Below are 22,030 nucleotides of genomic sequence, written 5' to 3'. Positions count from 1 at the left end.
TCGTCCCCGACGCGAGGATCCGGAGCCCGCGTCGGCCGTCACGCCATCGGCAGCCGGCCCACGAGTCGGTCGATGCGATTGCGCGGCCCGACGAGGCTGACGGCGAGATATGCCACTTCCTCGGCCGGCGTCTCGGACAGCGCGGCGAGGTACTCGTCGTAGACGCGGGTCTCCTGGGCGGCCAGCGGCATGTCGGCAACGAACGTCTCCGCGTGCTCCGCGCCCTTCGCCCGGAGGGCACGCAGCGTCTCGGCACTCGCTGCCAGCACCGTGCAGCCCGCCCAGGGAAGGCCGGGATGTGCGCCACCGTCGGCGTCGCGCCCGGGCTGACCGGTCAGCCCCTCGATGTGACGACTCGTGGCCGCCGCGATGCAGGCGACCGCGTTGAGCACCCGCCCTCGCGGCGCCGCATCGTCGATGACGATGACCCACTTCAGGCGCGCCGACCGGGTGGGCGCCGACGTGTCGATCTCTTCAGGGGCGAACCCCACGGCCACTGACGATGCGCTTGTCATTGCCGACCTCCGTGTGTATGACGCTGAGATGGCCTACAGTACGCACATCGCGCACCGCCGCGCGCCGATCTCGCACGATGTACGGCAGGATGGTCGGGATGAGGGACCTGGATGCACTTGATCTGGCGATCCTGCGCGAGTTGCAGGCGGATGCACGGCGCACCAACCGCGACATCGCGGCGGCCGTGGGCGTCTCGCCCAGCACCGCGCTGGACCGCACGCGGTCGCTGCGCACCCGCGGCATCATCCGAGGCGCTTCGCTCGACGTCGACCTGCCCACCATCGGTCGCGGCGTGCAGGCGCTTGTCGCCGTGCGGATCCGTCCGCCCTCCCGCGCCATCATCGAGGCGTTCCGCGACTGGGTGGCCGAGCTGCCGCAGACGCTGGGCGTGTTCGTCACGAGCGGCACCGAGGACTTCATCATCCACGTCGGCGTGGGCAGCAACGAGGACCTCTACGCGTTCGTCATCGACGAGCTCACCCAGCGGCGAGAGGTGGCGGATGTGCGCACCTCGGTCATCTACGAGCACATCCGCAAGCGCATCGTCACGCCGCGCGTGGACTGAGGCGGCCGCGCGGCGCGTCGGCGGCTTCCCAGCCTCCCGTTACTTTCGGATGCATATTCTGAGCGCGTGGCATCGAACAACCGCACCAGGGGCACCAGCGGCAATCCCGCGCGCGCGGCCGAGCAGCAGCTCACCGTGAAGCAGCAGCGCGAGGCCCGCCGCCAGGAGAAGCTCGCCGAGTATCAGACGCACCTCAAGAAGCGTCAGCGCGGCAAGCTCGTGTGGTGGGCGGTGGGTTCGGTCGCCGTGCTCGCCGTGGTGGGCGCCATCGTCGCGTCGTACGTCTTCGCACCGCGCTACGCCGACTACAGCGCCGGCAGCGAGGGCGCGACGATCGAGGGCGTCGAGACGTTCGAGAACGACACGACACACGTCGAGGTCGGCACGGACGTCGAGTACGCCCAGACGCCCTCGGCCGGTGGCGAGCACTACCCGTACTGGCTGAACTGCGGCGTCTACACCGAGCCGCAGGAGGAGGAGTACGCGACGCACTCGCTCGAGCACGGCGCGGTGTGGCTCACGTACGACCCCGAGCAGGTCAGCGACGACCAGATCGACGCGCTGCGCGCGCTCACGCCCCGCACGTACGCGATCCTGTCGCCCTTCGAGGGGATGGACTCCCCGATCTCGATTCAGGCGTGGAACGCGCAGCTGAAGGTCGACTCGGCCGACGACCCGCGGATCGCCGACTTCTTCGAGGAGTACTGGCGCAGCGAGAACGTGCCCGAGCCGGGCTCCGCCTGCTCCGGCGCGTACGACGGCCCCGGAAAGGTCTGACGCATGGCCGACGAGCGCGCCCCCGCCGGGCCCCGCAGGCGGTGGCCGCTCGTCGCTCTGGCGCTGATCCTCGTCGCCGGCGCGGCGTTCGCGGCCGGCCGGTTCTCCGCCTTCGATGCCGTGGCCGCGCCCAACGATGCCGACATCGGCTTCGCCCGCGACATGCAGGTGCACCACGCGCAGGCCGTCGAGATGGCGCTGATCCAGTACCGCGCCACGAACGACGACGAGCTGCGCGTCATCTCGTACGACATCGCCACGGGTCAGCAGGCCCAGAGCGGCGAGATGTACGGCTGGCTCGTCGAATGGGGCCTCCCGCAGCGCGGCACCGAGCCCCTCATGGCGTGGATGCAGGGCAGCGAGCACGACCACGGCGGCGCCGTGACGCCCGCGGCCTCCGAGGACGAGCTGCGCGCTGCCATGGGCATGGCGAGCGACGACGAACTGGGGCGCCTGCGCGAGCTCGCGGGCACCGCGGCGGGCGACTGCCTGTTCGCCGAGCTGATGATCCGCCACCACACCGGCGCCCTCGAGATGGTCGACGCCGAGCTCGCGCTGGGTCGCGTACCGCGGGTGCAGCAGACGGCCCAGGCCATGGCCGACACGCAGCAGCGGGAGATCGAGGCGCTGCGGTCGGCGCAGGCCCGCCTCGGCTGCGGCTGATCCCCCGCACCGCCGATCCGTCGCCGCGTGCCGAGGGCGGCGCTCAGCGACCGGAAGAGGAGGGTCTTCCGGTCGCCGAGCGGCCCGTGGCGGGGAGGATGGCGGGCCCCGCGGGCGTCACTTCTGCGAGCCGGCGAGCATCGCCTGCACGAAGTAGCGCTGGAAGGCGAAGAACACGATCAGCGGCACGATCATCGACAGGAACGCGCCGGCCGACAACACGTCGATGTTGGAGCCGAACTGGCGCAGCTGCGACTGGATGGCCACCGTGAGCGGCATCGACTCCGAGTTCGTGAAGATCAGGGCCACGAGCATGTCGTTCCACGTCCACAGGAACTGGAAGATCGCCAGCGAGGCCACGGCCGGCATCGCCAGGGGCAGCATCACCGTGAAGAAGATGCGCCACTCCCCCGCGCCGTCGATCCGCGCCGCTTCGATCAGCTCGCCCGGCACCTCGGTGAAGAAGTTGCGCAGGAGGAAGATCGCGAACGGCAGGCCGAAGGCGGTGTGGAAGAGGATGACCCCCAGCACGCTGCCGAAGATCCCGAGCGCGCCGAACAGCTGGGCGAGCGGGATGATCGCCACCTGGATCGGCACCGCCAGCAGCACGATCACGACGATCAGCAGCCAGTCACGGCCCGGGAACTGCATCCACGCGAACGCGTAGCCCGCGAGTGAGCCGATGAGCACGACGAGGATCGTCGTGGGCACCGCGATGACGATCGTGTTCCAGATCGACCCGGTGATGTCGGGGTTCTGCAGCAGGCTGGCGTAGTTCTGGATGGTCAGCTCGGCGGGCTTGGTGAAGATCGTCCACCACCCCGACTGCGCGTTGTCGCCCGCCGAACGCAGCGACGTGAGGAACAGCCCGATGCTCGGGATGAGCCAGAACAGCGCGACGATCAGCAGGACGATGTTGACCACCGTGTTGCCGAGGGCGTCGGCGATCCGCTGGGCGGGGGTCTTCTTCTTCGTGACGAGTCCGAGCGCTTCGGCGGAGGTCATCGGGCCTTCTCCTGACGGAACCTGCGGACGTTCATGATCATCGAGGGCAGCACGAGGATCAGCAGCAGGATCGCCAGCGCGGATCCCAGCCCCTGGTTGTTGCCGCCGCCGAAGGACTGCGTCCACATCTCGACCGCGATGACGTTCGCCGCCGGTTTCGAGGCTCCAGGCGGAATGACGTAGACGAGATCGAAGATCTTCAGCACGTTGATGATGAGCGTGACGATCACGACGATGAGCACGGGGGCCAGCAGCGGAACGGTGATCTTCGTGAACACCTTCCATTCGCTCGCGCCGTCCATGCGGGCGGCCTCCTGCAGCGAGCGGTCCATCGCCGACAGCCCCGAGGCGATCATCACCATCGCGAAGCCGGCCCAGATCCAGATGTACGACAGGATCACGACGGCATTGATGAACGACGCCGAGAGCCACGACACCCCCTGGCCGCCCTCGTCGAAGTTGGCCGCGGGCAGGGCGACCGTGTAGCTCTCGCCCGCCGTGAGCCCCTCGATGGTGTACTCGCCGCCCGCGCCCGTCGTGGCGAAGCCGGCGATCGAGCCGTCGGGAGCGACCGCATCGACGCGGATGCCGGGCAGACCGCTCTTGCCCTCCTCGATCTCTCCGTTCGTGCCGCCGCCGCCACGGATGACGTCGAGGAAGACGGTGCCGGAGATCTCGCTGTCGCCGGCCGACTCGACCGCGACCGCGTCGGTCGCCTCCTCGGGCAGCTCGCCCTGACGCACGCCGGTGAGGGCGAAGTTCTGGATGGCGCCCGGCTGCACCGTCTGCTCGGAGGAGATGATGCCGCGGTCGGCGACGATCCCCGTGCCCTCGCGCGGCTGCGCGCCGGGGTAGTTGGCGGCGTCGCCGAACCAGCCCTGCACCCCGACGATGGCCGCGTTGACGGCACCGAGGTTGGGGTTCTCCTGGAACAGCCCGCGGAAGATGACGCCGGCGGCCAGCATCGAGATGGCCATCGGCATGAAGATGATGAGGCGGAAGGCGGTCTTCCACTTCAGCTTCTCCAGGAGCACCGCGAAGATGAGGCCGAGGATGGTGCACGCGGCCGGTGCGACGATGACCCACAGGACGTTGTTCCGGATGGCCGTGAACGTCGTGTCGTTCGTGAACATCGTCACGTAGTTCTCGAACCCCACGAACTGCCCGCCCGCCCGGTCGAACAGCGACCGGACGACCGTGTAGACGATCGGATAGACGACGAAGGCGCCGAGGAAGACGAGCGCGGGCGAGAGGAACGCAGCGGTGATGGCGAGGCGGCGCCAGCCGCCCCGCTCCGGCTCGGAAGCAGGAGCGGGGGCGACCGACGCGCCCGCAGTGGCGGCGGTCACGGCGCGCTCAGCCCGCGAAGGCCGAGGCCGCCGCCGCCTCGAGGCGCTCCATGGTGCCCTGCACGTCGCTCGGGTCCTGATAGAACGCGATCATCTCCTGCCAGAAGCCCTGCCCCTGGGTGCCGCCGAACGCGCTCGGCAGCAGGTCCGACATGTCGAACCGCAGCGTCTCGGCACCCGTCAGCGCCTCGGCGATCTGGCGCGAGATGTCGTCCGGGTAGAGCAAGGTGTCGACGTTCTGGTTCGGCGAGGTCAGGCCACCGTTCGGCACCCAGACCTCCGCGGCCTCGGGGCTGGCGAGGAACTGCATCAGCGCGTCCACGGCCGGGTCGTCGCTGAAGGCGACGGCGACGTCACCGCCCGCGACCACCGAGGGCTCCGAGCCGTTGATCGACGGGAAGTCGTAGAAGAGGGCGTTCTCACCCACCACCGAGTTGCCGTCCGCCGCGATGTTGCCCGCGACGAAGTCGCCCTCGAACACCGTGCCGGCGTTGGGGCTGGCCCCGAAGACCTCCGTCACGCTCGTCGGGAAGTCGCGCTGGTCGCCGCCCGGCTGGACGACGTCGCTGCCCCAGAGCGAGGCGAGCACCTCGAGCGTCTCGGCCACCGAGGGGTCGGTCCACGGGATCTCGTGGTTGGTGAGCTGGTCGTACTTCTCGCCGCCGGCGACGCGCAGGTACGCGTTCTCGAACCAGTCCGTGAGCGGCCAGCCCACGTCGGCGCCGATCGAGATGCCCGAGTAGCCCGCGTCGGTCACGACCTGCAGCTGCTCGAGCCAGTCGTCCCAGTCCTCGGGCTCCGTGGCACCGGCCTCGTCGTAGATGTCGGCGTTGTACCAGACCGTCGACTTGTTCGCCGCCTTGAACCAGACCCCGTACGTCGACCCGTCGACCGTGGCCAGGTCGATCCAGTCCTGCGCGTAGTTCTCCTCGACCGCCGCGAGCGTGTCGTCGCTGAGCGGCATGATGTCGCCGTTGGTGGCCAGCTCACGCATGAGCGCCGGCTGGCCGATCACCGCGACGCTGGGCGGCGTGCCGCCCTCCAGCTGGCCCTGGATGTACGTGGGCCCGTTGTCGCCGAAGCTCGTGTAGTTCACCGTGGCGCCGGTCTGCGCCTCGAACTCGTCGAGCACCGCCTCGAAGTTCTCCTGCTCGGCACCCGACCATGCCGCGACGACGTTGAGCTCCTCACCCGCGAACTCGCCGCCGCCTCCTCCGCCGCCGCCCGTGCAGCCGGTCAGCGTGAGCCCGACGGCCCCTGCGGCTGCGACGAAGATGACCCTGCGCTTTCGGTTCGCACTCATGATGCTCCCTGAGACTTCGATGTTCTCGCGGTCCGGGGCGACCCCGCACCCGGACGATGCGGCCACACTACTTCGGCCGCGCGCGGGGCTTCAACGTCTTGACAGAACCGTGACGTCTATGAGTACCGGCCGCCCGCGAGGCATCGGAGGGGGTCGCGGGCCAGGGACGGCGGGGACGACGAAGGCCCCGGGATCGCTCCCGGGGCCTTCGTGAGGTGTCTTGCGACGAGATGGGTCTTACTTGAGGCCCACCGTGGCGCCGGCCTCCTCGAGCTTCGCCTTGGCGGCCTCAGCGGCCTCCTTGTTGGCGCCCTCGAGAACAGCCTTCGGCGCGCCGTCGACGAGCGCCTTGGCCTCACCCAGGCCGAGCGAGGTGAGCTCGCGGACGACCTTGATGACCTGGATCTTCTTGTCGCCGGCGGCCTCGAGGACGACGTCGAACTCGTCCTTCTCCTCGGCGGCCGGGGCGTCGCCACCGGCGGCGGGGGCGCCCGCAGCCGCAACCGCGACCGGAGCCGCAGCCGTGACGTCGAAGGTCTCCTCGAAGGCCTTCACGAACTCGCTGAGCTCGATGAGGGTGAGCTCCTTGAACGCGTCGAGCAGCTCCTCGGTGCTGAGCTTCGCCATGATGTATCTCCTGTGTGTTGGGGGTTTGTGTGGTCGATCACGCGCCGCGTGTTACGCGGCGGTCTCCTGCTTCTCACGCAGCGCCTCGACCGTGCGGACGGTCTTCGACAGCGGCGCCTGGAAGAGGGCGGCAGCCTTCGCCATCGAGGCCTTCATCATGCCGGCGACCTTGGCCAGCAGGACTTCACGGCTCTCGAGGTCGGCCAGCTTGCTGACCTCCTCGGCGCTCAGGGCGGCACCGTCGAAGTAGCCGCCCTTGATCACGAGAAGAGGGTGTGCCTTGGCGAAGGCGCGCAGACCCTTGGCGACGGCGACGGGGTCGCCGTGCACGAAGGCGATGGCGGACGGGCCCTTGAGCTCGTCGTCCAGCGCCGTGATCCCCGCGTTGTTGGCGGCGATCTTGGTCAGCGTGTTCTTCACCACGGCGTATTCCGCGTCCTGACGGATGCTGTTGCGGAGCTCCTTGAGCTCGGCAACCGTCAGGCCGCGGTACTCGGTGAGCAGAACGGCGGTCGAGTCCTCGAAGTTCTTCGTGAGCTCGGCGACCGATGCTTCCTTCTGCGCCATGGCCACTCCTTGATGTGTACGAGGCGCTCCGCGGAGGCGGGGCGCCGACCGTTTCCCACCACACGGCAAAACAAAACGCTCCGGCGCAAGCGCACGGAGCGTGACCCGGAATCCAGGAGAATCGTTCGTGACACCTGCGCGGGCCCCTGCTGAGCAGTGCTTCGATCCTCGCGTACTCGCGCACACGACGATGACCGGCGGTCTTCGGCTTCGTCCATCGTACGGCATCCCGGGCGCCCGGGCCAAACCGGGGCTTCGCCGCCGCATCAGGCACCGACACGGCGGGGGCGCCGCGCCCTCACCCGTCGCGCAGCGCGACCTGGGCCGACTGCACATCCGTCACGAGCACGTCGCACAGGCCCGAGCGCACCACGGCGCGCACGGCGTCCGCCTTGCCCTCGCCGCCGCCCACGACGATCTTCGTGGGCACCCGCCGCAGGCGGTCCACGGAGATCCCGATCAGCCGGTCACCGAGCGCGTCGACGACGCGACCCTCGCGATCGAGCAGTACCGCGCCGACCTCGGCGACGACGCCCCGCTCGATGAGCGCATCGCGCTCGCCGAGCTGGTGCAGATGATCCGCGAGCAGCGAGGAGCCTGGCCACCCGCCGATCGTCATGACCGCCTTGGTCACATAGTCGAAGCGGCGCACCGTCTGCTGGACGGCAGGGTGCTGCAGCAGCGGAGCGGCAGGCCCGTCGGTGATGAACGGGGCATAGAGCGGGTGGATGCCGCCGCGCGCCACGCGGCCCGCGTTCGTGATCGCCTCGACGCCGTCCTCGATGCGCCCCGCCCCGACGCCGGTGAGCTGCACGACGTCCACCCAGGGCAGCCGCTGCAGCAGTCGCGAGGCCGCGACGAGCGTGCGCCCGGGCGCGATGCCGAGCACGTCGTCCTCCACCACGTTCTCCTCGAGATAGCGCGCGGCGATGCGGGCCACCGCGTCACGCACCGCCTCGGCACTGCCGACGGGCGCGTGGACGACGAAGGCCGATCGCAACCCGAACCGCTCGACGAGGCGACCCGACAGATCGACGTCGAGGGGGTCGTCGGTGCGCACCGTCACCTCCACCAGACCCAGCTCGCGGGCGCGGCGCACCATGCGCGACACGGCGAACCGCGACAGCCCGAGCTCCTCGGCGATGTCGTTGAGCGGGCGGCCTCGCCCCAGATTCTCCAGGGCCACATAGGCGTGCAACATCTGCTGCTCGACGCCGAGAGAGGTGCTCATATGTGCATACTACTCGCCACAATGTGCGCAGTCGCTAGCGTGAGCGGCGGCATGTGGAGGGCCTCGCGCCCGATTCGACGACGAACATTTCCGTCCAAAGGAGGACACGTCATGACATCCGCCACTTCCCGCCGGGCTCGCAGGACCATTCCTGCGATCGGCATCCTGGCCGCGGCGACGCTCGCGGCCGGCTGCTCGGGCGGCACCGCGCAGGGCCCGCAGAGCGAGGTCGACTCGTTCGACTGGAAGAACTTCGAGGGCAGCGAGATCAACCTGCTCATGAACGAGCACCCGTTCGCGAACGCGATCGAGGAGCGCATCCCGGAGTTCGAGGAGCTCACCGGCATCAACGTCAACTTCGAGAGCCTCAGCGAGACCGACTACATGGTCAAGCTGCTCACCGAGCTGCAGTCGGGCTCGGGCAGCTACGACGCCTTCATGACCTCGCAGCCGATGAACTACCAGTACGCGTCGGCGGGCTGGATCGAGGACCTGCAGCCGTGGGTCGAGGACGAGACGCGCACCTCGCCCGATTGGGACTTCGACGACTTCTACCCCGCGCTCATCGACTCGCTGCGCTGGGACAAGACCGAGTTCGGCGGTGCCGGCGAGGGCGGCCTCTGGGCGATCCCCGTCAACGAGGAGGGCTACTCGCTCTTCTACCGCAAGGACATCCTGGAGGCGGCGGGCATCCCGGTGCCGCAGACCATCGACGAGCTCATCGACGCGGCCGCGCAGCTCGACGGGACCGAGTTCGAGGGCAAGGAGATCTCGGGCTTCGTGAGCCGCGGCGACAAGACCTACCCCACGCTCAACCCGTTCTCCACCTTCCTGCTCGCGCACGGCGGCAAGGACATCGTCGACGGCAAGGCGGCGGTGAACTCGCCCGAGGCGGTCGCGGCCGCCGAGGACTGGGTGGAGCTCATGCAGTACGCGCCCGAGTCGGCCAGCACCTACACGTGGTACGAGGCGCAGCAGGACTTCATCGCGGGCAACGCGGCGTTCTACATCGACGCCGACCACATGGCGCCCGACTTCGAGAAGAGCGCGATCGGCGGGAAGGTCGGCTACGCCCTTCCCCCGGAGGGCCCCGAGGGCCGAGGGTCCAGCATGTGGGTCTGGTCGCTGGGCATGAACGCGTCCTCGCCGAACAAGGACGCCGCGTGGCAGTTCATCCAGTGGGCCTCGTCGAAGGAGTCGCTCACGGCCGCGATCGAGCTGGGGAACATGAACCCGACCCGCGTCTCGGTGGGCGAGGGCCCCGAGATGGCCGAGGCGACCGCCGAATGGGGCGACTACAACGCGGTCTGGCAGGAGATCCTCTCGGAGTACGCGCAGTGGGCGTACACACCCTCGGCGGTGTGGCCCGAGGTGGGCGACATCTGGACGACCGAGCTGCAGGCCGCCTCGATCGGCCAGAAGAGCGTCCAGGAGGCGATGGACGACGCGGCAGCGCAGATCGACCAGCTGATCGAAGAGTGATGAGCGCCGGCGGCGGCGATCCTCGCCGCCGCCGGCCTCTCCCCCTACCCCCGGAGCCGACCGACTCATGAAGCACAAGCCCTACCTGCCGTATCTCCTGGTGCTGCCAGGACTCGCGGTGCTCATCGCGATCCTGTACCCGTTCCTCACCGGCGTGTACTGGTCGTTCACGTCCTACCGGCTCACGCGGGGCGAGCCGAAGTTCAACGGCGGCGAGAACTACCTCGATCTGTTCACCAGCGGCGAGGGATGGCACGCGATCGCCATCACGCTGACGTACTCCGTCTCGGCGGTGGTCATCGAGGTGATCCTCGGAACCCTCATCGCCGTCGCCCTCAACCACGGCCGCTACGGCACGGTCTTCCGCGTCCTCATCGTCCTTCCCCTCCTCATGCCGCCCGTCATCGCGGCGCTCATGTGGAATGTGATGCTCACCGAGAACGGCGTCGTGAACTGGCTCATCGAGGCGGCGGGCGGCACCGGTCCCCTGTGGCTGAACAGCCCCGAGACCGCGCTGCTCACGTGCATCCTCATCGATGTCTGGCTCTACACACCGTTCGTCGTCCTGCTCATGCAGGCGGGCCTCAAGAGCGTCCCCGCGGAACTGCGCGAGGCTTCCGCCGTGGACGGCGCGAGCAACCTGCGCCACTTCTTCTCGATCACCCTGCCGCTCACGGTGCCGGTGCTTGTCGTCGTCATCGCGTTCCGCGGCATCGACTCGCTCAAGATGTTCGACGTCATCTACACGACGACGCAGGGCGGCCCGGTCGACGCCACGACGAACCTGCACGTCCTGGCGTACCTCGAGGGCATCCGCAACCTCAACTTCGGGGCCGCGATGACGGTCCTCGTCGTCCTCTGGGTGATCTGCTACGCCATGTCCTACGTGCTGCTCAAGGCACGCCGCAAGGAGGTTTCGGCATGAGTGCGACCACGACCCGCACCGTCACGATCCCGTTCACGGGGAAGAGCACTCACCGCTCGCGTCGCGTCTGGGGGCACATCGGCGTCATCGCCGGGCTGAGCGTCTGGACGGTCTTCACGCTGGCCCCCATCGTCTGGATCCTGATGATGTCGTTCAAGACACCGGATCAGATCGTCTCGAACCCGCCGCTGTTCTTCTTCGCGCCGACCTTCCAGAACTACATCGAGGTCTTCAGCGGGCCGGCGTTCCTGCAGCCGTTCGTCAACTCGATCATCGTCACGCTCGGGTCGCTCGTCGTCACCCTCGTGATCGGCCTGCCGACGGCATACGGCCTCGCACGGTTCCGGTTCCGGGGCCGCGAGAACGTCGCGTTCGGCATCCTCTCGCTTCGCTTCGCGCCCGAGCTGCTCGTCATCCTGCCCCTGTACCTGATCTTCCAGCAGACGGGCCTGGCGAACAGCTATCTCGGGCTCATCATCGCCTACCAGATCGTCACGCTTCCGATGCTCGTCTGGATGCTGCGCTCGTTCATCGAGGACCTGCCAGGCGAGCTCGAAGAGGCGGTCGCGGTGGACGGCGGCACCCGCTGGACCGCGTTCCGGCACGTGCTGTTCCGTCTCATCGCGCCCGGGCTGGGGGCGAGCCTCATGCTCTCGTTCATCTGGGCGTGGAACAACTACACCCTTCCCCTCGTCCTGTCCGGGCGCACCACGCAGACGATCACCACCGGCCTGCAGCAGTACGTCGGATACCAGTCGATCGAATGGGGCCCGATGGCCGCCGCCACGATCGTCTCGATCATCCCCGGCATCCTCTTCGCGATCTTCTCCCTGCGCTGGATCGTCGGCGGCCTCACCGCCGGCACCGTCAAGGGCTGAGCGCTCACCTTCTCGCAAAGGACAACCATGACAACCTCCGCTCCCGCACCGCTGACCACCGCCCTCCCCGAGTCGATGACGGCCTCCGTCCTCACCGAGCCGCGCAGGATCGAACTGCGACAGGTCCCCACCCCGACGCCCGGCCCCGGCCAGGTCGTGGTCAAGGTCGAGGCCGTCGGCGTCTGCGGATCCGACACCCACTTCTACGAGACGGGCCACATCGGCGACCTCGTCGCCGAGGGTCCCGTCGTGCTCGGGCACGAATCCGCCGGCGTGATCGTCGCGGTCGGCGAGGGCGTCGACCCCGCGCGAGTCGGCACGCGCGTGTCCGTGGAGCCCCAGACGGTCTGCCGCCGGTGCGAGTTCTGCAAGGCCGGCGACTACCACCTGTGCCGCAACGTCGAGTTCTACGGCGCCTGGCCGTGCGACGGCTCGTTCGCGGACTACGAGCTGATCGACGACGACTTCGCCCACGCGATCCCGGATGCGATGACCTTCGAGCAGGGCGCGATGGCCGAGCCGGTGTCGGTGGCGGTGCACGCCAACCGCAAGGGTCAGGTGACCACGGCCAGCCGGGTGCTCATCGCCGGTGCGGGACCGATCGGCGTGCTCAACGCGCAGGTCGCCCGCGCCTTCGGGGCGACGGAGGTGGTCGTCAGCGACCCCGTGGCCGATCGCCGCGCGTTCGCCCTCGCCCATGGCGCCACGCGCGTCGTCGATCCGACCAGCCACGACTTCGCGGAGTTCGACGAGCACTTCGACGTCTTCATCGACGCCTCGGGCAACGGCCGGGCGATCCTGCAGGCGCTGCCGGCGATCCGCCGCGGCGGGCGAGCCGTGCTCGTCGGCATGGGTGTGGACACGCTCGAGATGCCCGTCGCGATGCTGCAGCAGCGCGAGATCGCGCTGACCGGCACCTTCCGCTACGTCAACACGTGGCCGACGGCGATCGCGCTCATCGCGTCCGGCGCCGTCTCGGTGGAGCCCCTGGTGACCGGCCGCTACGGGCTCGCCGACGTCGAGGAGGCGCTGCTCAAGGCCAAGACCGACCCGACCGCCATCAAGACCATGGTGCTCCCGGGCCTCGCGGCGACGAGGTGACGCCGGACACGCCGAGAGGCCGGGGCGACGACGGCTGGATCGACATCTCCGGAGTGCTGTTCGACCTGGACGGGACGCTGATCGACTCGATCCCCGCCGTCGAGGACGCCTGGCGGCTCTGGGCTCGGGAACTGGGCGTTTCCGGCCCGGGCCCCGACCAGCACGGGCTTCGCGCCGCCGTCCTCATCGAGGCGCTCGGCATCCCGCCCGAGCGTCGTGCCGCCGCCGAGCGTCGGCTGCGCGAGGTGGAGTCGCGCCCCGGGCAGCGCATCGAGATGCTGCCCGGGGTCGCGACGCTGCTGCGACAGCTCCCCGCCTCCGCCTGGGGCATCGTCACGTCCGCGGCCCGACCGGTGGCCGAGGCGCGCCTGGGCGCCGCCCGCCTCCTCGCCCCCGCCGTCCTCGTCACGGGCGACGACGTGGAGCGCGGCAAGCCCGACCCGGCCCCCTATGCGCGGGGCATGGCTCTCCTGCGCGCGGCGACCGGGTCGCCCGGCGCGGTGCTGGCATTCGAGGACACCGCCGCGGGCGTCGCCTCCGCGCGGGCGGCGGGAGCCATCGCGATCGGCGTGGTCGGCACCGAATCACGCGCGCAGCTGGAGCCGTTCGCCGACGCCGTCGTCGATTCCCTGCGGGCCGTGCGCTTCGCCCACGACGAGCACGGCCTGCGTGCTCGTCTCACCCCTGGTTCGGGTGGATGATGGCCTTCAGCGCGTTCGGGTCCTCGCGGCCGATCATGAGCGCGCGGGCGGTCTCGTCCAGGGTGAAGTGATGCGTGATGATCGCATCGACATCGACCCGCCCGGATGCGACGAGCGCGATCGCCGTCGGCCACGTGTGGGCGTAGCGGTTCACGAGGGAGATCGAGATCTCCTTCACGTTCAGCCGTGACAGCGGCAGCTCCACGCTCTGCTTCGGCATCCCCACCATGGCGGCGCGCCCGCCGTTGCGCAGCCGCCACAGTCCGGCGGCGAGCGCGTCGGGCGCACCCGAGCATTCCAGCAGCACGTCGGCGTCCTCGTGGCCCGGCCCCTCCGGCACCTCACCCACGCGCTCGGTCTCGAAGCCGAGGCGCTCCGCCACAGCCAGTCGGAACTCGCTCACGTCGCTCACGATGACGCGCGACGCGCCCTCCGCCCGGGCGACCTGCGCCGCCAGGATGCCCACGGGGCCGGCGCCGGTCACGCGGACGCTGTCGCCGGGTCGCAGGCCGGCGCGTTGGCAGGCCCAGATGCCGACCGAGAGCGGCTCGCACATCGCCGCCTGGTCGAGGGTCACCCCCTGCGGGATGGGAAAGAGCTGTCGCTCATCGATCGCCACGCGCTGGACGAGCGCGCCGTCGTAGGGCGGGGTGGCGAAGAACTCCAGCCGCGCGCAGAGGTGGTAGTTGCCGGCTGTGCAATCGGCACAGTCGCGGCACGGCTTACCCGGTTCGATCGCGACGCGGTCGCCGACGGCCACACGGGTCACGTCCGACCCGACCGCCACCACCTCCCCGGCGCACTCGTGACCGAGCACGAGGGGGCCGTCGACCTTCCAGTCGCCGATGTATCCGACGGTGAAGTAGGCGGTGTCCGAGCCGCACACGCCGACCGCGTCGATGCGGACGATCGCGTCGCGCGGTCCCAGCTCCGGCTCCCCGACGTCGCGCACCTCGATCCGTTCGAGTTCGGGCATGACCGCGGCCAGGTTCGTCATCGAGACACTCCTTCGTTGTCGACATCGGCGACGTTACCGCGCGCGCCCCGAACCCGCGCGCGGCTGCTCAGATGCGCGCTCGACGCCCACGCCGTTCCCCGGCGTGGACGCAGGTCGCCGTCGGCGCCGGGGGTTAGGGTCGAGGGGATGTCTCCCGAACTGCAGGCCCGGATCGTCGCGGACTCCCGCGACAGGGTCGGCTGGCTGCGGGCACGCGCCGGCGGCATCACCGCGACCGACGTGGCGCAGCTGACGGGAGAGGCCTCGATCCTGAGGGCGGCGGACGCGAAGCTCGGCTTGGGGTCGCGCTTCGGGGGCAACGCGTACACGGATCACGGCCGGCGCCGTGAGCCCGAGATCGCGGCGTGGGTTGCGGCCACGCACGGCATCCAGCCGTCGAGCGCGCTCTTCCACGCCGAGCTCGAGAAGCGCCACCTCGCCACGCCGGACGGCATCGCGCAGGACGCGTCGGGGCGGATCACGCTGGCCGAGATCAAGACGACGAACAAGTCGTGGCGGACCATTCCGCGCACCTACCTGCGCCAGGTCTGGTGGCAGCAGCACGTGCTGGGTGCGGAGCGCACGCTGTTCGCGTGGGAGGAGCACCGTGACTTCGCCCCGCTGCACGACGAGCCCAAGTGCGTGTGGATCGACCGCGACGAGGTGGAGATCCGCCGGCTCGTGCGCCTGGCGACCGCGCTGATCGACGAGCTCTACCGCCGCACCACAGGCAACGAGGTGCCGCGTCGACGCGCCCTCACCCCTCGCGAGGAAGCGCTGCACCGTGCCGCCTCGCGCTCGGCGTACCGCGCCCTCGCCCTCGCCGACTGACCGCCTCCGGGCGCCCGGGTCTTCCGGCGCCCTCGCGACGGCGTGGCGGGCATCATCCTCGTCCACCTGCCGCTGCCCGAGTCCCGGCCGCCGCCCGGCGCGCCGCCGCGCGCCCCGATGCCCGGCGCGTCCGATGCGCCGCGCGCCGATGGTTGCGGATCGTCAACCATTCGCATATGGTTGACGTTTAGCAACTTCCGCGCGACGACGAGGTCGTGCTCGATCGGATCTCTCGCGAAAGGCCCGCATGACCGCGTCCACCCCCACCCGCATGTCGCATCGTCAGGTGCTCGAGGCCCTCTCCGGCCTGCTGCTGGCGATGTTCTGCTCGATGATGACGATGACCGTCGTCGGCACGTCGATGCCGGTGATCATCCCCGACCTCGGGGGCACGCAGACCCAGTACACGTGGGTCGTCACCATGACGATGCTCACCACGGCGATCTCCACGCCCATCTGGGGCAAGCTCGCCGACCTCGTCAACCGCAAGACGCTCATGCTCATCGCGCTGTCGATCTTCGTGCTCTCGAGCGTCGGGGCCGGCTTCACGCCCAACGCCGAGATGCTCATCGCGTTCCGCGCCCTTCAGGGCATCGGCGGCGGCGGCATGCAGTCGCTCAGCCAGATCCTGATGGCCGACATCATCAGCCCGCGCGAGCGCGGCCGCTACATGGGCCTGTTCGCCGGCGTCATGGCGGTCGGCACCGTCGGTGGCCCCCTGCTCGGCGGTCTGCTCACCGACACCGTCGGCTGGCGGTGGAACTTCTTCGTCGGCGTGCCCCTCGGCGTGCTCGCCTTCATCGTGATCACGAAGACGCTGCGGATCGAGCCCCGCGAGGCGCGCGCGGTGCGCATCGACTACCTCGGCATCATGCTGCTCAGCGTCGCCGCCGGGTTCCTGCTCGTGTGGATCACGAACGTCTCGGACTACGGCTGGAACAGCTGGCAGACCTACACCATGGTGTCGATCGGCCTCGCGGCGGCGATCCTGTTCGTCGTCACGGAGCTGCGGGTCGCCGAACCGCTCATCCCCATGGACCTCTTCCGCAACCCGACGTTCACCCTCTCGGTGCTGGCCTCGATCGCGATCGGCGTGTCGATGTTCGGCATGAGCGTCTACCTCGGCCAGTACATGCAGATCTCCCGCGGCTTCGGACCGACGCAGGCCGGCCTGCTCACGCTCCCGATGGCGATCGGCATGCTCGGATCGTCGACGATCGTCGGGAACCTCGTCACCCGCTTCGGCAAGTGGAAGAGCTTCCTCGTCGTCGGCGCGGTCCTGCTCACCATCGGCTCGGCGCTCATGTCCACGCTCCGCTACGACACGCCCCTCTGGCTCGTCGGCGTCTTCATGTTCCTCGTGGGTGCCGGCACCGGCATGACGATGCAGAACCTCGTCCTCGTCGTGCAGAACACGACAGACCCGCACAAGATCGGCGTCGCCAGCTCCGGCGTCAACTTCTTCCGCTCGGTCGGCGGCACGGTGGGCACGGCCGTGATGGGCTCCGTGCTCGCCGCAAGCATGACGCAGCAGCTCACCGACCGCGCGGCCGAGGTGGCCGCCGAGGTGCAGAAGCTCGGCCCCGAGGGCGTGGCGATCGCCGAGGAGCTGACCTCGGGCGCCCTGCCGGCCACCCGGACGCTGCCCGAGGGGATCGCCACCCTCATCGAGGACGTGTCGGCGCAGGCGATCTCGCACGCGTTCGTCGTGGCCATCCCGCTCGCCCTCCTGAGCCTGATCGCCATCTGCTTCCTGCCCAACAAGCCGCTCACGCGCCAGACGACCGTCGAGCGCCTGCGGGCCGAGAAGGCGGCTGCGCAGAAGGCCGCCGACGACGACGCGACGCCCACCCCCGAGCGCGCCGATTTGACGGCGGAGGATGAGCACCCGATGCTGGCGAGCGTGAGTCAGGTCTCGCTGGCGGCCACGGGCGCGATCCCCCTGCCCGCGGAGGATCAGGACGGCGAGGGACGCGGGTCGGAGGGCGAGCGGCGATGAGCGAGGCGCGGGACGCGGACGAAGCGCCCACGGCGGGTGGGGATGACGACGCGCGCGATGCCGCGATCCGCCGCGTCGAGGGGGAGTTCTCGGAGATCGCGCAGCGCTTCCAGCGCATCGTGATGCGCAATGCCGAGCTGCTCTCCCCCGGGCTCCTCCCCGGGGCGTACAAGGTGTTCACCACCATCGTCCGCCATGGCCCCGTGAAGGCCTCCGAGCTGACGGAACGGATGATGGTCGACAAGAGCCAGCTCAGCCGGCTCATCGCCATCCTCGAGGAACGCGAGCTGGTCGTCCGCTCCCCCGACCCGCACGACCGGCGCGCCCAGCTCCTCGAGGCCACGCCCGCTGCCAAGGCGCGTCTCGAGGAGGTGCGCGGGCCCCGGGAGTACGGCCTGTTGCGCGAGCTGCGCCGATGGCCCGTCGCCGACGTGGAGCGGCTGGCCGATCTCCTGCACACCCTCGTGCAGGGCGCCCCCGGCGGGCCCGCCGACGAGTGACCGAGCGCCGGAGGCGCCCTCGCGCGGAGGCTGTTTCCTCTCGGAAACACCGGCGACTCACGGATCCGGTTGACTGGGCGCATCGGCGCGAGGACGCGCCGAACGCGCAGGAGGGGGTGCCACCCATGAGATTCCGGCCGTTGCGTTCGGGCAGCACGGCGCTTGCCAGCGAGCCCGTGCCCGAGACGCCCGACACGATGCGAGCCGTCGTCTTCGACGCACCGGGAGAAGCCGAGGTGCTGCGGCTGGATCGCGTCCCCACGCCGGTTCCCGTCATGAACGAGGTGCTCGTGCGCGTGATCGCGGCGGGGCTGAACCCCATCGACGCGAAGACCCGCGCCGGAAGGGGCGTCTCCGGCGGCATCGCCTCATGGCCCGCGGTCCCGGGCTTCGACTTCTCGGGCGTGGTCGTGCGCTCGCCGTACGAGGCGCATCCGCTCGCGCCCGGCACCCCGGTCTTCGGCATGGCCGCGGCACCTCGCACGGGTGGCAGCCACGCCGAGTACGTCGTCGCGCCGTCGACCGCCGTGGCGCACAAGCCGGCCTCGCTGTCGCACGCCGAGGCGGCGGGCGTGCCGCTGGCGGCGCTGACGGCCTGGCAGCTGATCGTCGAGGTCGCGCACGCCCACGAGGGCCAGCGGATCCTCATCCACGCCGCCGCGGGCGGGGTGGGGCACTTCGCCGTCCAGTTCGCCTCCTACTTCGGCGCGCACGTGACGGCGACGGCGTCGGGGCGCAACGCCTCATGGCTGCGCGAGCTGGGCGCGGCCGTCGTCGTCGACTACACCAGCACCCGGTTCGAGGAGGTCGTGGGCGCGGTCGACGTCGTGATCGACCTCGTGGGCAATGTCTCGGCGCGCACCGGCTCGCGTTCCCTGGCGGTACTGCGTCGGGGCGGCCTGCTCGTCTCGGTGCCCACCGGCTCGTGGCCAGGGTTCGCCGAGGAGGCCGCGTCGGCGGGCGTCCGGGCGACGTCGTTCAAGGTCGTGCCCGACGGCGTGGCGCTGGGCACCATCGCCCGGCTGCTCGAGTCGGGGTCCGTGCAGGCGTACGTGGAGGAGATCTTCCCGCTCGAGGACATCGCGGCGGCCCACCGCCGCCTCGAGGAGGGCCGCACCCGGGGCAAGCTCGTGCTGCAGGTCGCCCAGGGCTAGGCCGCGGTCAGCGCGTCCCCCGCGGCCGCCACGAGCACCGCGTCGAGCTGTTCGAGCAGGGGCGAGCGCAGATGGCGGCGTTGCCAGTACAGGGGCACGACGGCCGCCTCCTTCCGGATGCGCACCAGGCCCGGGCGCGCCATCTGCTCGGGCACGAGACCCCACCCCATGCCGGCAGCCACGGCGCTGACGAAATCCTGCGAGCCGGGGATGTAATGCCGCGGGGTGCGGGTGTGGTCCACTCCCCTCGCGGCGAGCCAGCGCCCCTGCAGCTCGTCGCGTCGGTCGAACTCCAGCACCGGCGCCTCCGCCAGCGCTGCGGCGGTGGCGCCGTCGGGCAGCCACCGCGACACGTAGGCCGGCGTGGCGCATGCGAAGTAGCGCATCACGCCCAGCGGCACCACGGTGCACCCCGCCACGGGCTCGTCCTGCGAGGTGACGGCGCCGATCGCCGTGCCGGAGGCGAGCATGCCCGCCGTCGCGTCCTGGTCGTCCCGCAGCAGCTCGACGTCGACGGGATGATCGGCGGCGAAGCGCGCGAGCGGCTCCAGGATCCACGTGGCGAGCGAGTCGGCGTTGACGGCCAGGGGCAGTCGCACGCGCGCCCCCTCCAGGCCGAGTTCCCGAGCGGCGTCGTGCTGCAGGATGGCGTACTGCCGCGCGAGTCGCACGACGGCCTCGCCCGCGGCCGTGGCCCGCACGGGGCGCGAGCGCACGACGAGCACGCGGCCGAGCTCGGATTCGAGGGCACGCAGTCGCTGGCTGACCGCCGAGGGCGAGATGCCGAGGTCGATGGCCGCGTACTCGAGGCTGCCCGCATCGACGACCGCGGCGACGGTCTCGGCGAGTTCCGGGGCGATCCGCATGGGCCGAGCGTACATAAAGTGCAGCTTCATCTGGTGAAGGATCGTGAACTGGTCTTCGTGACGACCGCGACCTAACGTGGGAGCGTGCTCCCCGCGTTCTTCTCCGGTCTCGGCATCGGACTCTCGCTCATCGTGGCCATCGGCGCCCAGAACGCCTTCCTGCTGCGGCAGGCCGCCAAGCGCGAGCACATCGTGGCGCTCACCCTGTTCTGCATCGTCAGCGACCTGATCTTCATCGGCGCGGCCACGGGCGCCGTCGGGTACGTGGCCTCCCACGCACCCTGGGTGCTCGAGGCGGCCAGGTGGGCGGGCGTGGTGTTCCTCGCCTGCTACGGCGCCCTCGCAGCGCGGCGCGCGTGGCGCCCGAGCGGCGAGGTGCTCGAGGCAGCGCCCGACGCCGCGGAGCCGCCGGCTCCCGCCGGGCCCGGCGGCGCGGCGGTGCTCACGCGGCAGCGCCGGGGAACGCTCGCGGCGGCCCTGCTCACCTGCGCCGCCATGACGTGGCTCAATCCTCACCTCTGGCTGGACACGGCCATGCTCGGCTCGATCGCGAACACCTTCGGCGAGGCCCGCTGGGTCTTCACGGCCGGCGCCATCACCGGGTCGACCATCTGGTTCGCAACCCTCGCCGTCGCCGCCACGCTGCTCGGGCGCTATCTGCGCACCCCGCGGGCGTGGCGCATCCTCGACACGATCATCGCCGTCGTCATGCTCGGCCTCGCGATCCGCCTCGCCATCGGCTGATCCCCCTTCGCGCGGGCGATGGGTTTCGGCAGGAGGGGCCCCACGCAAAACGGGCCCCGTCCGAAGACGGGGCCCGTTCCTGGGGACTGCGTTACGCGATCGCCTTGACGTCCAGCGGGATGCCGGGGCCGAACGTGGTCGACACCGAGCCCTTCTGGATGTACTGACCCTTGGCGCTCGACGGCTTCAGGCGGACGATCTCCTCCAGAGCGGCCGAGATGTTGGCCTCGAGCTGCTCCGGCGCGAACGACGCCTTGCCGACGATGAAGTGGATGTTCGCGTGCTTGTCGACGCGGAACTCGATCTTTCCGCCCTTGATCTCCTCGACGGCCTTGGCCGGGTTCGGAGTGACGGTGCCCGTCTTGGGGTTCGGCATGAGACCGCGCGGGCCCAGCACCTTACCCAGACGACCGACCTGACCCATGAGCTCCGGCACCGCGACCGCGGCGTCGAAGTCGGTCCAGCCGCCGGCGACCCGCTCGATGAGCTCGGCGCCGCCGACCTCGTCGGCGCCCGCCGCGATCGCAGCCTCGGCCGCGGGGCCGTTGGCGAACACGATGACGCGGGCGGTCTTACCCGTGCCGTGCGGCAGCATGACGGTGCCGCGCACCATCTGGTCGGCCTTGCGGGGGTCGACCGAGAGCTTCAGCGCGACCTCGATGGTCGCGTCGAACTTCTTCGAGCCGGTCTCCTTCGCGAGCGCGACGGCCTCGGCCGGCGTGTAGTACTTGCCGTGCTCGATCTTCTCGGCGGCGGCGATGTAAGCCTTGGACTTGGTAGCCATGTTCGTGATCCCCCTCAGTCCTCGACCGTGATGCCCATGGAACGGGCGGTGCCGGCGATGATCTTCGAGGCAGCCTCGAGGTCGTTCGCGTTCAGGTCGGGCTGCTTGGTCTTGGCGATCTCCTCGACCTGGGCCTTCGTGAGCTTGGCGACCTTCACCGTGTGGGGCGTGGCCGAACCGCTCTTGATGCCCGCGGCCTTCTTGATCAGCTCAGCGGCCGGCGGCGTCTTCAGGACGAACGTGAAGCTGCGGTCCTCGTAGACGGTGATCTCCACGGGGATGACGTTGCCGCGCTGCGACTCGGTCGCCGCGTTGTACGCCTTGCAGAACTCCATGATGTTCACGCCGTGCTGACCCAGGGCCGGGCCGATCGGCGGGGCCGGGTTGGCAGCCCCGGCCTGGATCTGGAGCTTGATGAGCCCCGAGACCTTCTTCTTCGGTGCCATTGCACATTCCTTTCGTCGA

24 protein-coding genes are annotated in these 22,030 nt (G+C 70.1%); 13 read left to right on the top strand and 11 right to left on the bottom strand.

The window, feature by feature from the left end:
* Nucleotides 1-38 precede the first annotated feature (38 nt).
* On the bottom strand, nucleotides 39-491 hold the full coding sequence (locus tag N8N77_RS07195; RefSeq protein WP_261165849.1) for a DUF2000 domain-containing protein: 453 nt from the start codon (nucleotides 489-491) through the stop codon (nucleotides 39-41).
* Nucleotides 492-613: 122 nt separating this feature from the next.
* Between N8N77_RS07195 and N8N77_RS07190 the strand changes: the two genes are divergently transcribed.
* The 3 genes from N8N77_RS07190 to N8N77_RS07180 all read left to right on the top strand — a co-directional run bounded on the left by N8N77_RS07190 (nucleotide 614) and on the right by N8N77_RS07180 (nucleotide 2,521).
* Nucleotides 614-1,081: an Lrp/AsnC family transcriptional regulator gene (locus N8N77_RS07190; protein ID WP_261165848.1), complete on the top strand. Its 468-nt coding sequence runs from the start codon at nucleotides 614-616 to the stop codon at nucleotides 1,079-1,081.
* A gap of 66 nt (nucleotides 1,082-1,147) precedes the next feature.
* Nucleotides 1,148-1,858: a DUF3105 domain-containing protein gene (locus tag N8N77_RS07185; RefSeq protein ID WP_261165847.1), complete on the top strand. Its 711-nt coding sequence runs from the start codon at nucleotides 1,148-1,150 to the stop codon at nucleotides 1,856-1,858.
* Between the two features lie 3 nt (nucleotides 1,859-1,861).
* Nucleotides 1,862-2,521: a DUF305 domain-containing protein gene (locus N8N77_RS07180; protein ID WP_261165846.1), complete on the top strand. Its 660-nt coding sequence runs from the start codon at nucleotides 1,862-1,864 to the stop codon at nucleotides 2,519-2,521.
* Between the two features lie 117 nt (nucleotides 2,522-2,638).
* On the opposite strand, the gene N8N77_RS07175 is transcribed toward N8N77_RS07180, so the two are convergent.
* From N8N77_RS07175 to N8N77_RS07150, 6 genes are all read right to left on the bottom strand, one after another.
* Nucleotides 2,639-3,526, bottom strand: a complete 888-nt coding sequence (locus N8N77_RS07175; protein WP_261165845.1) for a carbohydrate ABC transporter permease — start codon at nucleotides 3,524-3,526, stop codon at nucleotides 2,639-2,641.
* On the bottom strand, nucleotides 3,523-4,875 hold the full coding sequence (locus N8N77_RS07170) for a carbohydrate ABC transporter permease (protein ID WP_261165843.1): 1,353 nt from the start codon (nucleotides 4,873-4,875) through the stop codon (nucleotides 3,523-3,525). Before N8N77_RS07170 ends, N8N77_RS07175 begins: the two co-directional genes overlap by 4 nt.
* 7 nt (nucleotides 4,876-4,882) lie before the next feature.
* Nucleotides 4,883-6,178: an ABC transporter substrate-binding protein gene (locus N8N77_RS07165; protein WP_261165841.1), complete on the bottom strand. Its 1,296-nt coding sequence runs from the start codon at nucleotides 6,176-6,178 to the stop codon at nucleotides 4,883-4,885.
* Between the two features lie 237 nt (nucleotides 6,179-6,415).
* On the bottom strand, nucleotides 6,416-6,805 hold the full coding sequence (gene rplL, locus N8N77_RS07160; RefSeq protein ID WP_261165840.1) for a 50S ribosomal protein L7/L12: 390 nt from the start codon (nucleotides 6,803-6,805) through the stop codon (nucleotides 6,416-6,418).
* Between the two features lie 51 nt (nucleotides 6,806-6,856).
* Nucleotides 6,857-7,372: a 50S ribosomal protein L10 gene (gene rplJ / locus N8N77_RS07155; RefSeq protein WP_261165839.1), complete on the bottom strand. Its 516-nt coding sequence runs from the start codon at nucleotides 7,370-7,372 to the stop codon at nucleotides 6,857-6,859.
* A 298-nt stretch (nucleotides 7,373-7,670) separates the two neighbouring features.
* Entirely contained in the window at nucleotides 7,671-8,603 is a 933-nt protein-coding gene (locus tag N8N77_RS07150; RefSeq protein WP_261165838.1) for a sugar-binding transcriptional regulator, read from the bottom strand.
* Nucleotides 8,604-8,714: 111 nt separating this feature from the next.
* On the opposite strand from N8N77_RS07150, the gene N8N77_RS07145 reads away from it, so the two are divergent.
* The 5 genes from N8N77_RS07145 to N8N77_RS07125 all read left to right on the top strand — a co-directional run bounded on the left by N8N77_RS07145 (nucleotide 8,715) and on the right by N8N77_RS07125 (nucleotide 13,690).
* The gene (locus tag N8N77_RS07145) at nucleotides 8,715-10,085 is read left to right on the top strand and encodes a sugar ABC transporter substrate-binding protein (protein ID WP_261165836.1); all 1,371 of its coding nucleotides are present in this window, start codon (nucleotides 8,715-8,717) and stop codon (nucleotides 10,083-10,085) included.
* 67 nt (nucleotides 10,086-10,152) lie between these two features.
* Nucleotides 10,153-11,010: a carbohydrate ABC transporter permease gene (locus tag N8N77_RS07140; protein ID WP_261165834.1), complete on the top strand. Its 858-nt coding sequence runs from the start codon at nucleotides 10,153-10,155 to the stop codon at nucleotides 11,008-11,010.
* Complete coding sequence (locus N8N77_RS07135; RefSeq protein ID WP_261165832.1) at nucleotides 11,007-11,888, top strand: carbohydrate ABC transporter permease; 882 nt, start codon at nucleotides 11,007-11,009, stop codon at nucleotides 11,886-11,888. The genes N8N77_RS07140 and N8N77_RS07135 overlap by 4 nt, the downstream gene beginning before the upstream one ends.
* A 27-nt stretch (nucleotides 11,889-11,915) precedes the next feature.
* Nucleotides 11,916-12,989 carry an NAD(P)-dependent alcohol dehydrogenase gene (locus N8N77_RS07130; protein WP_261165830.1) on the top strand — a complete coding sequence of 358 codons (1,074 nt, stop codon included), beginning with the start codon at nucleotides 11,916-11,918 and terminating at the stop codon, nucleotides 12,987-12,989.
* On the top strand, nucleotides 12,986-13,690 hold the full coding sequence (locus N8N77_RS07125) for an HAD-IA family hydrolase (RefSeq protein WP_261165828.1): 705 nt from the start codon (nucleotides 12,986-12,988) through the stop codon (nucleotides 13,688-13,690). Before N8N77_RS07130 ends, N8N77_RS07125 begins: the two co-directional genes overlap by 4 nt.
* Here the strand turns inward: N8N77_RS07125 and N8N77_RS07120 are convergent.
* A complete protein-coding gene (locus tag N8N77_RS07120) occupies nucleotides 13,668-14,687 on the bottom strand; it encodes an NAD(P)-dependent alcohol dehydrogenase (RefSeq protein WP_261165826.1) in 1,020 nt (339 codons plus the stop codon). The two genes, N8N77_RS07125 and N8N77_RS07120, sit on opposite strands and share 23 nt — an antisense overlap.
* A 147-nt stretch (nucleotides 14,688-14,834) precedes the next feature.
* Here N8N77_RS07120 and N8N77_RS07115 point away from each other — a divergent pair, with 147 nt between their 5' ends.
* From N8N77_RS07115 to N8N77_RS07100, 4 genes are all read left to right on the top strand, one after another.
* Nucleotides 14,835-15,518, top strand: a complete 684-nt coding sequence (locus tag N8N77_RS07115; protein WP_261165824.1) for a YqaJ viral recombinase family protein — start codon at nucleotides 14,835-14,837, stop codon at nucleotides 15,516-15,518.
* 247 nt (nucleotides 15,519-15,765) lie between these two features.
* Nucleotides 15,766-17,517: an MDR family MFS transporter gene (locus tag N8N77_RS07110; protein ID WP_261165822.1), complete on the top strand. Its 1,752-nt coding sequence runs from the start codon at nucleotides 15,766-15,768 to the stop codon at nucleotides 17,515-17,517.
* On the top strand, nucleotides 17,514-18,017 hold the full coding sequence (locus tag N8N77_RS07105; protein WP_261165820.1) for a MarR family winged helix-turn-helix transcriptional regulator: 504 nt from the start codon (nucleotides 17,514-17,516) through the stop codon (nucleotides 18,015-18,017). Before N8N77_RS07110 ends, N8N77_RS07105 begins: the two co-directional genes overlap by 4 nt.
* A gap of 125 nt (nucleotides 18,018-18,142) precedes the next feature.
* Nucleotides 18,143-19,171, top strand: coding sequence for an NADP-dependent oxidoreductase (locus N8N77_RS07100; RefSeq protein WP_261165819.1), 1,029 nt, complete (start codon nucleotides 18,143-18,145; stop codon nucleotides 19,169-19,171).
* On the opposite strand, the gene N8N77_RS07095 is transcribed toward N8N77_RS07100, so the two are convergent.
* Entirely contained in the window at nucleotides 19,168-20,037 is an 870-nt protein-coding gene (locus N8N77_RS07095; RefSeq protein ID WP_261165817.1) for an ArgP/LysG family DNA-binding transcriptional regulator, read from the bottom strand. The two genes, N8N77_RS07100 and N8N77_RS07095, sit on opposite strands and share 4 nt — an antisense overlap.
* Nucleotides 20,038-20,121: 84 nt before the next feature.
* Between N8N77_RS07095 and N8N77_RS07090 the strand changes: the two genes are divergently transcribed.
* Nucleotides 20,122-20,781, top strand: a complete 660-nt coding sequence (locus N8N77_RS07090; RefSeq protein ID WP_261165816.1) for a LysE/ArgO family amino acid transporter — start codon at nucleotides 20,122-20,124, stop codon at nucleotides 20,779-20,781.
* A gap of 91 nt (nucleotides 20,782-20,872) precedes the next feature.
* Here the strand turns inward: N8N77_RS07090 and rplA are convergent, their stop codons facing one another.
* Together rplA and rplK are read right to left on the bottom strand one after the other, a co-directional pair.
* On the bottom strand, nucleotides 20,873-21,565 hold the full coding sequence (gene rplA, locus N8N77_RS07085; protein ID WP_261165814.1) for a 50S ribosomal protein L1: 693 nt from the start codon (nucleotides 21,563-21,565) through the stop codon (nucleotides 20,873-20,875).
* Between the two features lie 14 nt (nucleotides 21,566-21,579).
* A complete protein-coding gene (rplK, locus tag N8N77_RS07080; protein WP_261165812.1) occupies nucleotides 21,580-22,011 on the bottom strand; it encodes a 50S ribosomal protein L11 in 432 nt (143 codons plus the stop codon).
* Between the last annotated feature and the right edge of the window lie 19 nt (nucleotides 22,012-22,030).

It is taken from the genome of Microbacterium sp. Marseille-Q6965, from assembly GCF_946151065.1.
Classification (GTDB): Bacteria; Actinomycetota; Actinomycetes; order Actinomycetales; family Microbacteriaceae; genus Microbacterium.
This window is presented reverse-complemented; position numbering and strand designations above follow the sequence as displayed.

Excerpts from the sequence above, each read along its gene's own strand:
- N8N77_RS07190 (WP_261165848.1), top strand. The coding sequence starts at position 614 with ATGAGGGACCTGGATGCACTTGATCTGGCGATCCTGCGCGAGTTGCAG.
- N8N77_RS07180 (WP_261165846.1), top strand. The coding sequence starts at position 1,862 with ATGGCCGACGAGCGCGCCCCCGCCGGGCCCCGCAGGCGGTGGCCGCTC.
- N8N77_RS07175 (WP_261165845.1), bottom strand. The coding sequence starts at position 3,526 with ATGACCTCCGCCGAAGCGCTCGGACTCGTCACGAAGAAGAAGACCCCC.
- N8N77_RS07165 (WP_261165841.1), bottom strand. The coding sequence starts at position 6,178 with ATGAGTGCGAACCGAAAGCGCAGGGTCATCTTCGTCGCAGCCGCAGGG.
- rplL (WP_261165840.1), bottom strand. The coding sequence starts at position 6,805 with ATGGCGAAGCTCAGCACCGAGGAGCTGCTCGACGCGTTCAAGGAGCTC.
- rplJ (WP_261165839.1), bottom strand. The coding sequence starts at position 7,372 with ATGGCGCAGAAGGAAGCATCGGTCGCCGAGCTCACGAAGAACTTCGAG.
- N8N77_RS07150 (WP_261165838.1), bottom strand. The coding sequence starts at position 8,603 with ATGAGCACCTCTCTCGGCGTCGAGCAGCAGATGTTGCACGCCTATGTG.
- N8N77_RS07145 (WP_261165836.1), top strand. The coding sequence starts at position 8,715 with ATGACATCCGCCACTTCCCGCCGGGCTCGCAGGACCATTCCTGCGATC.
- N8N77_RS07140 (WP_261165834.1), top strand. The coding sequence starts at position 10,153 with ATGAAGCACAAGCCCTACCTGCCGTATCTCCTGGTGCTGCCAGGACTC.
- N8N77_RS07135 (WP_261165832.1), top strand. The coding sequence starts at position 11,007 with ATGAGTGCGACCACGACCCGCACCGTCACGATCCCGTTCACGGGGAAG.
- N8N77_RS07130 (WP_261165830.1), top strand. The coding sequence starts at position 11,916 with ATGACAACCTCCGCTCCCGCACCGCTGACCACCGCCCTCCCCGAGTCG.
- N8N77_RS07120 (WP_261165826.1), bottom strand. The coding sequence starts at position 14,687 with ATGACGAACCTGGCCGCGGTCATGCCCGAACTCGAACGGATCGAGGTG.
- N8N77_RS07115 (WP_261165824.1), top strand. The coding sequence starts at position 14,835 with ATGTCTCCCGAACTGCAGGCCCGGATCGTCGCGGACTCCCGCGACAGG.
- N8N77_RS07110 (WP_261165822.1), top strand. The coding sequence starts at position 15,766 with ATGACCGCGTCCACCCCCACCCGCATGTCGCATCGTCAGGTGCTCGAG.
- N8N77_RS07105 (WP_261165820.1), top strand. The coding sequence starts at position 17,514 with ATGAGCGAGGCGCGGGACGCGGACGAAGCGCCCACGGCGGGTGGGGAT.
- N8N77_RS07100 (WP_261165819.1), top strand. The coding sequence starts at position 18,143 with ATGAGATTCCGGCCGTTGCGTTCGGGCAGCACGGCGCTTGCCAGCGAG.
- N8N77_RS07095 (WP_261165817.1), bottom strand. The coding sequence starts at position 20,037 with ATGCGGATCGCCCCGGAACTCGCCGAGACCGTCGCCGCGGTCGTCGAT.
- rplA (WP_261165814.1), bottom strand. The coding sequence starts at position 21,565 with ATGGCTACCAAGTCCAAGGCTTACATCGCCGCCGCCGAGAAGATCGAG.
- rplK (WP_261165812.1), bottom strand. The coding sequence starts at position 22,011 with ATGGCACCGAAGAAGAAGGTCTCGGGGCTCATCAAGCTCCAGATCCAG.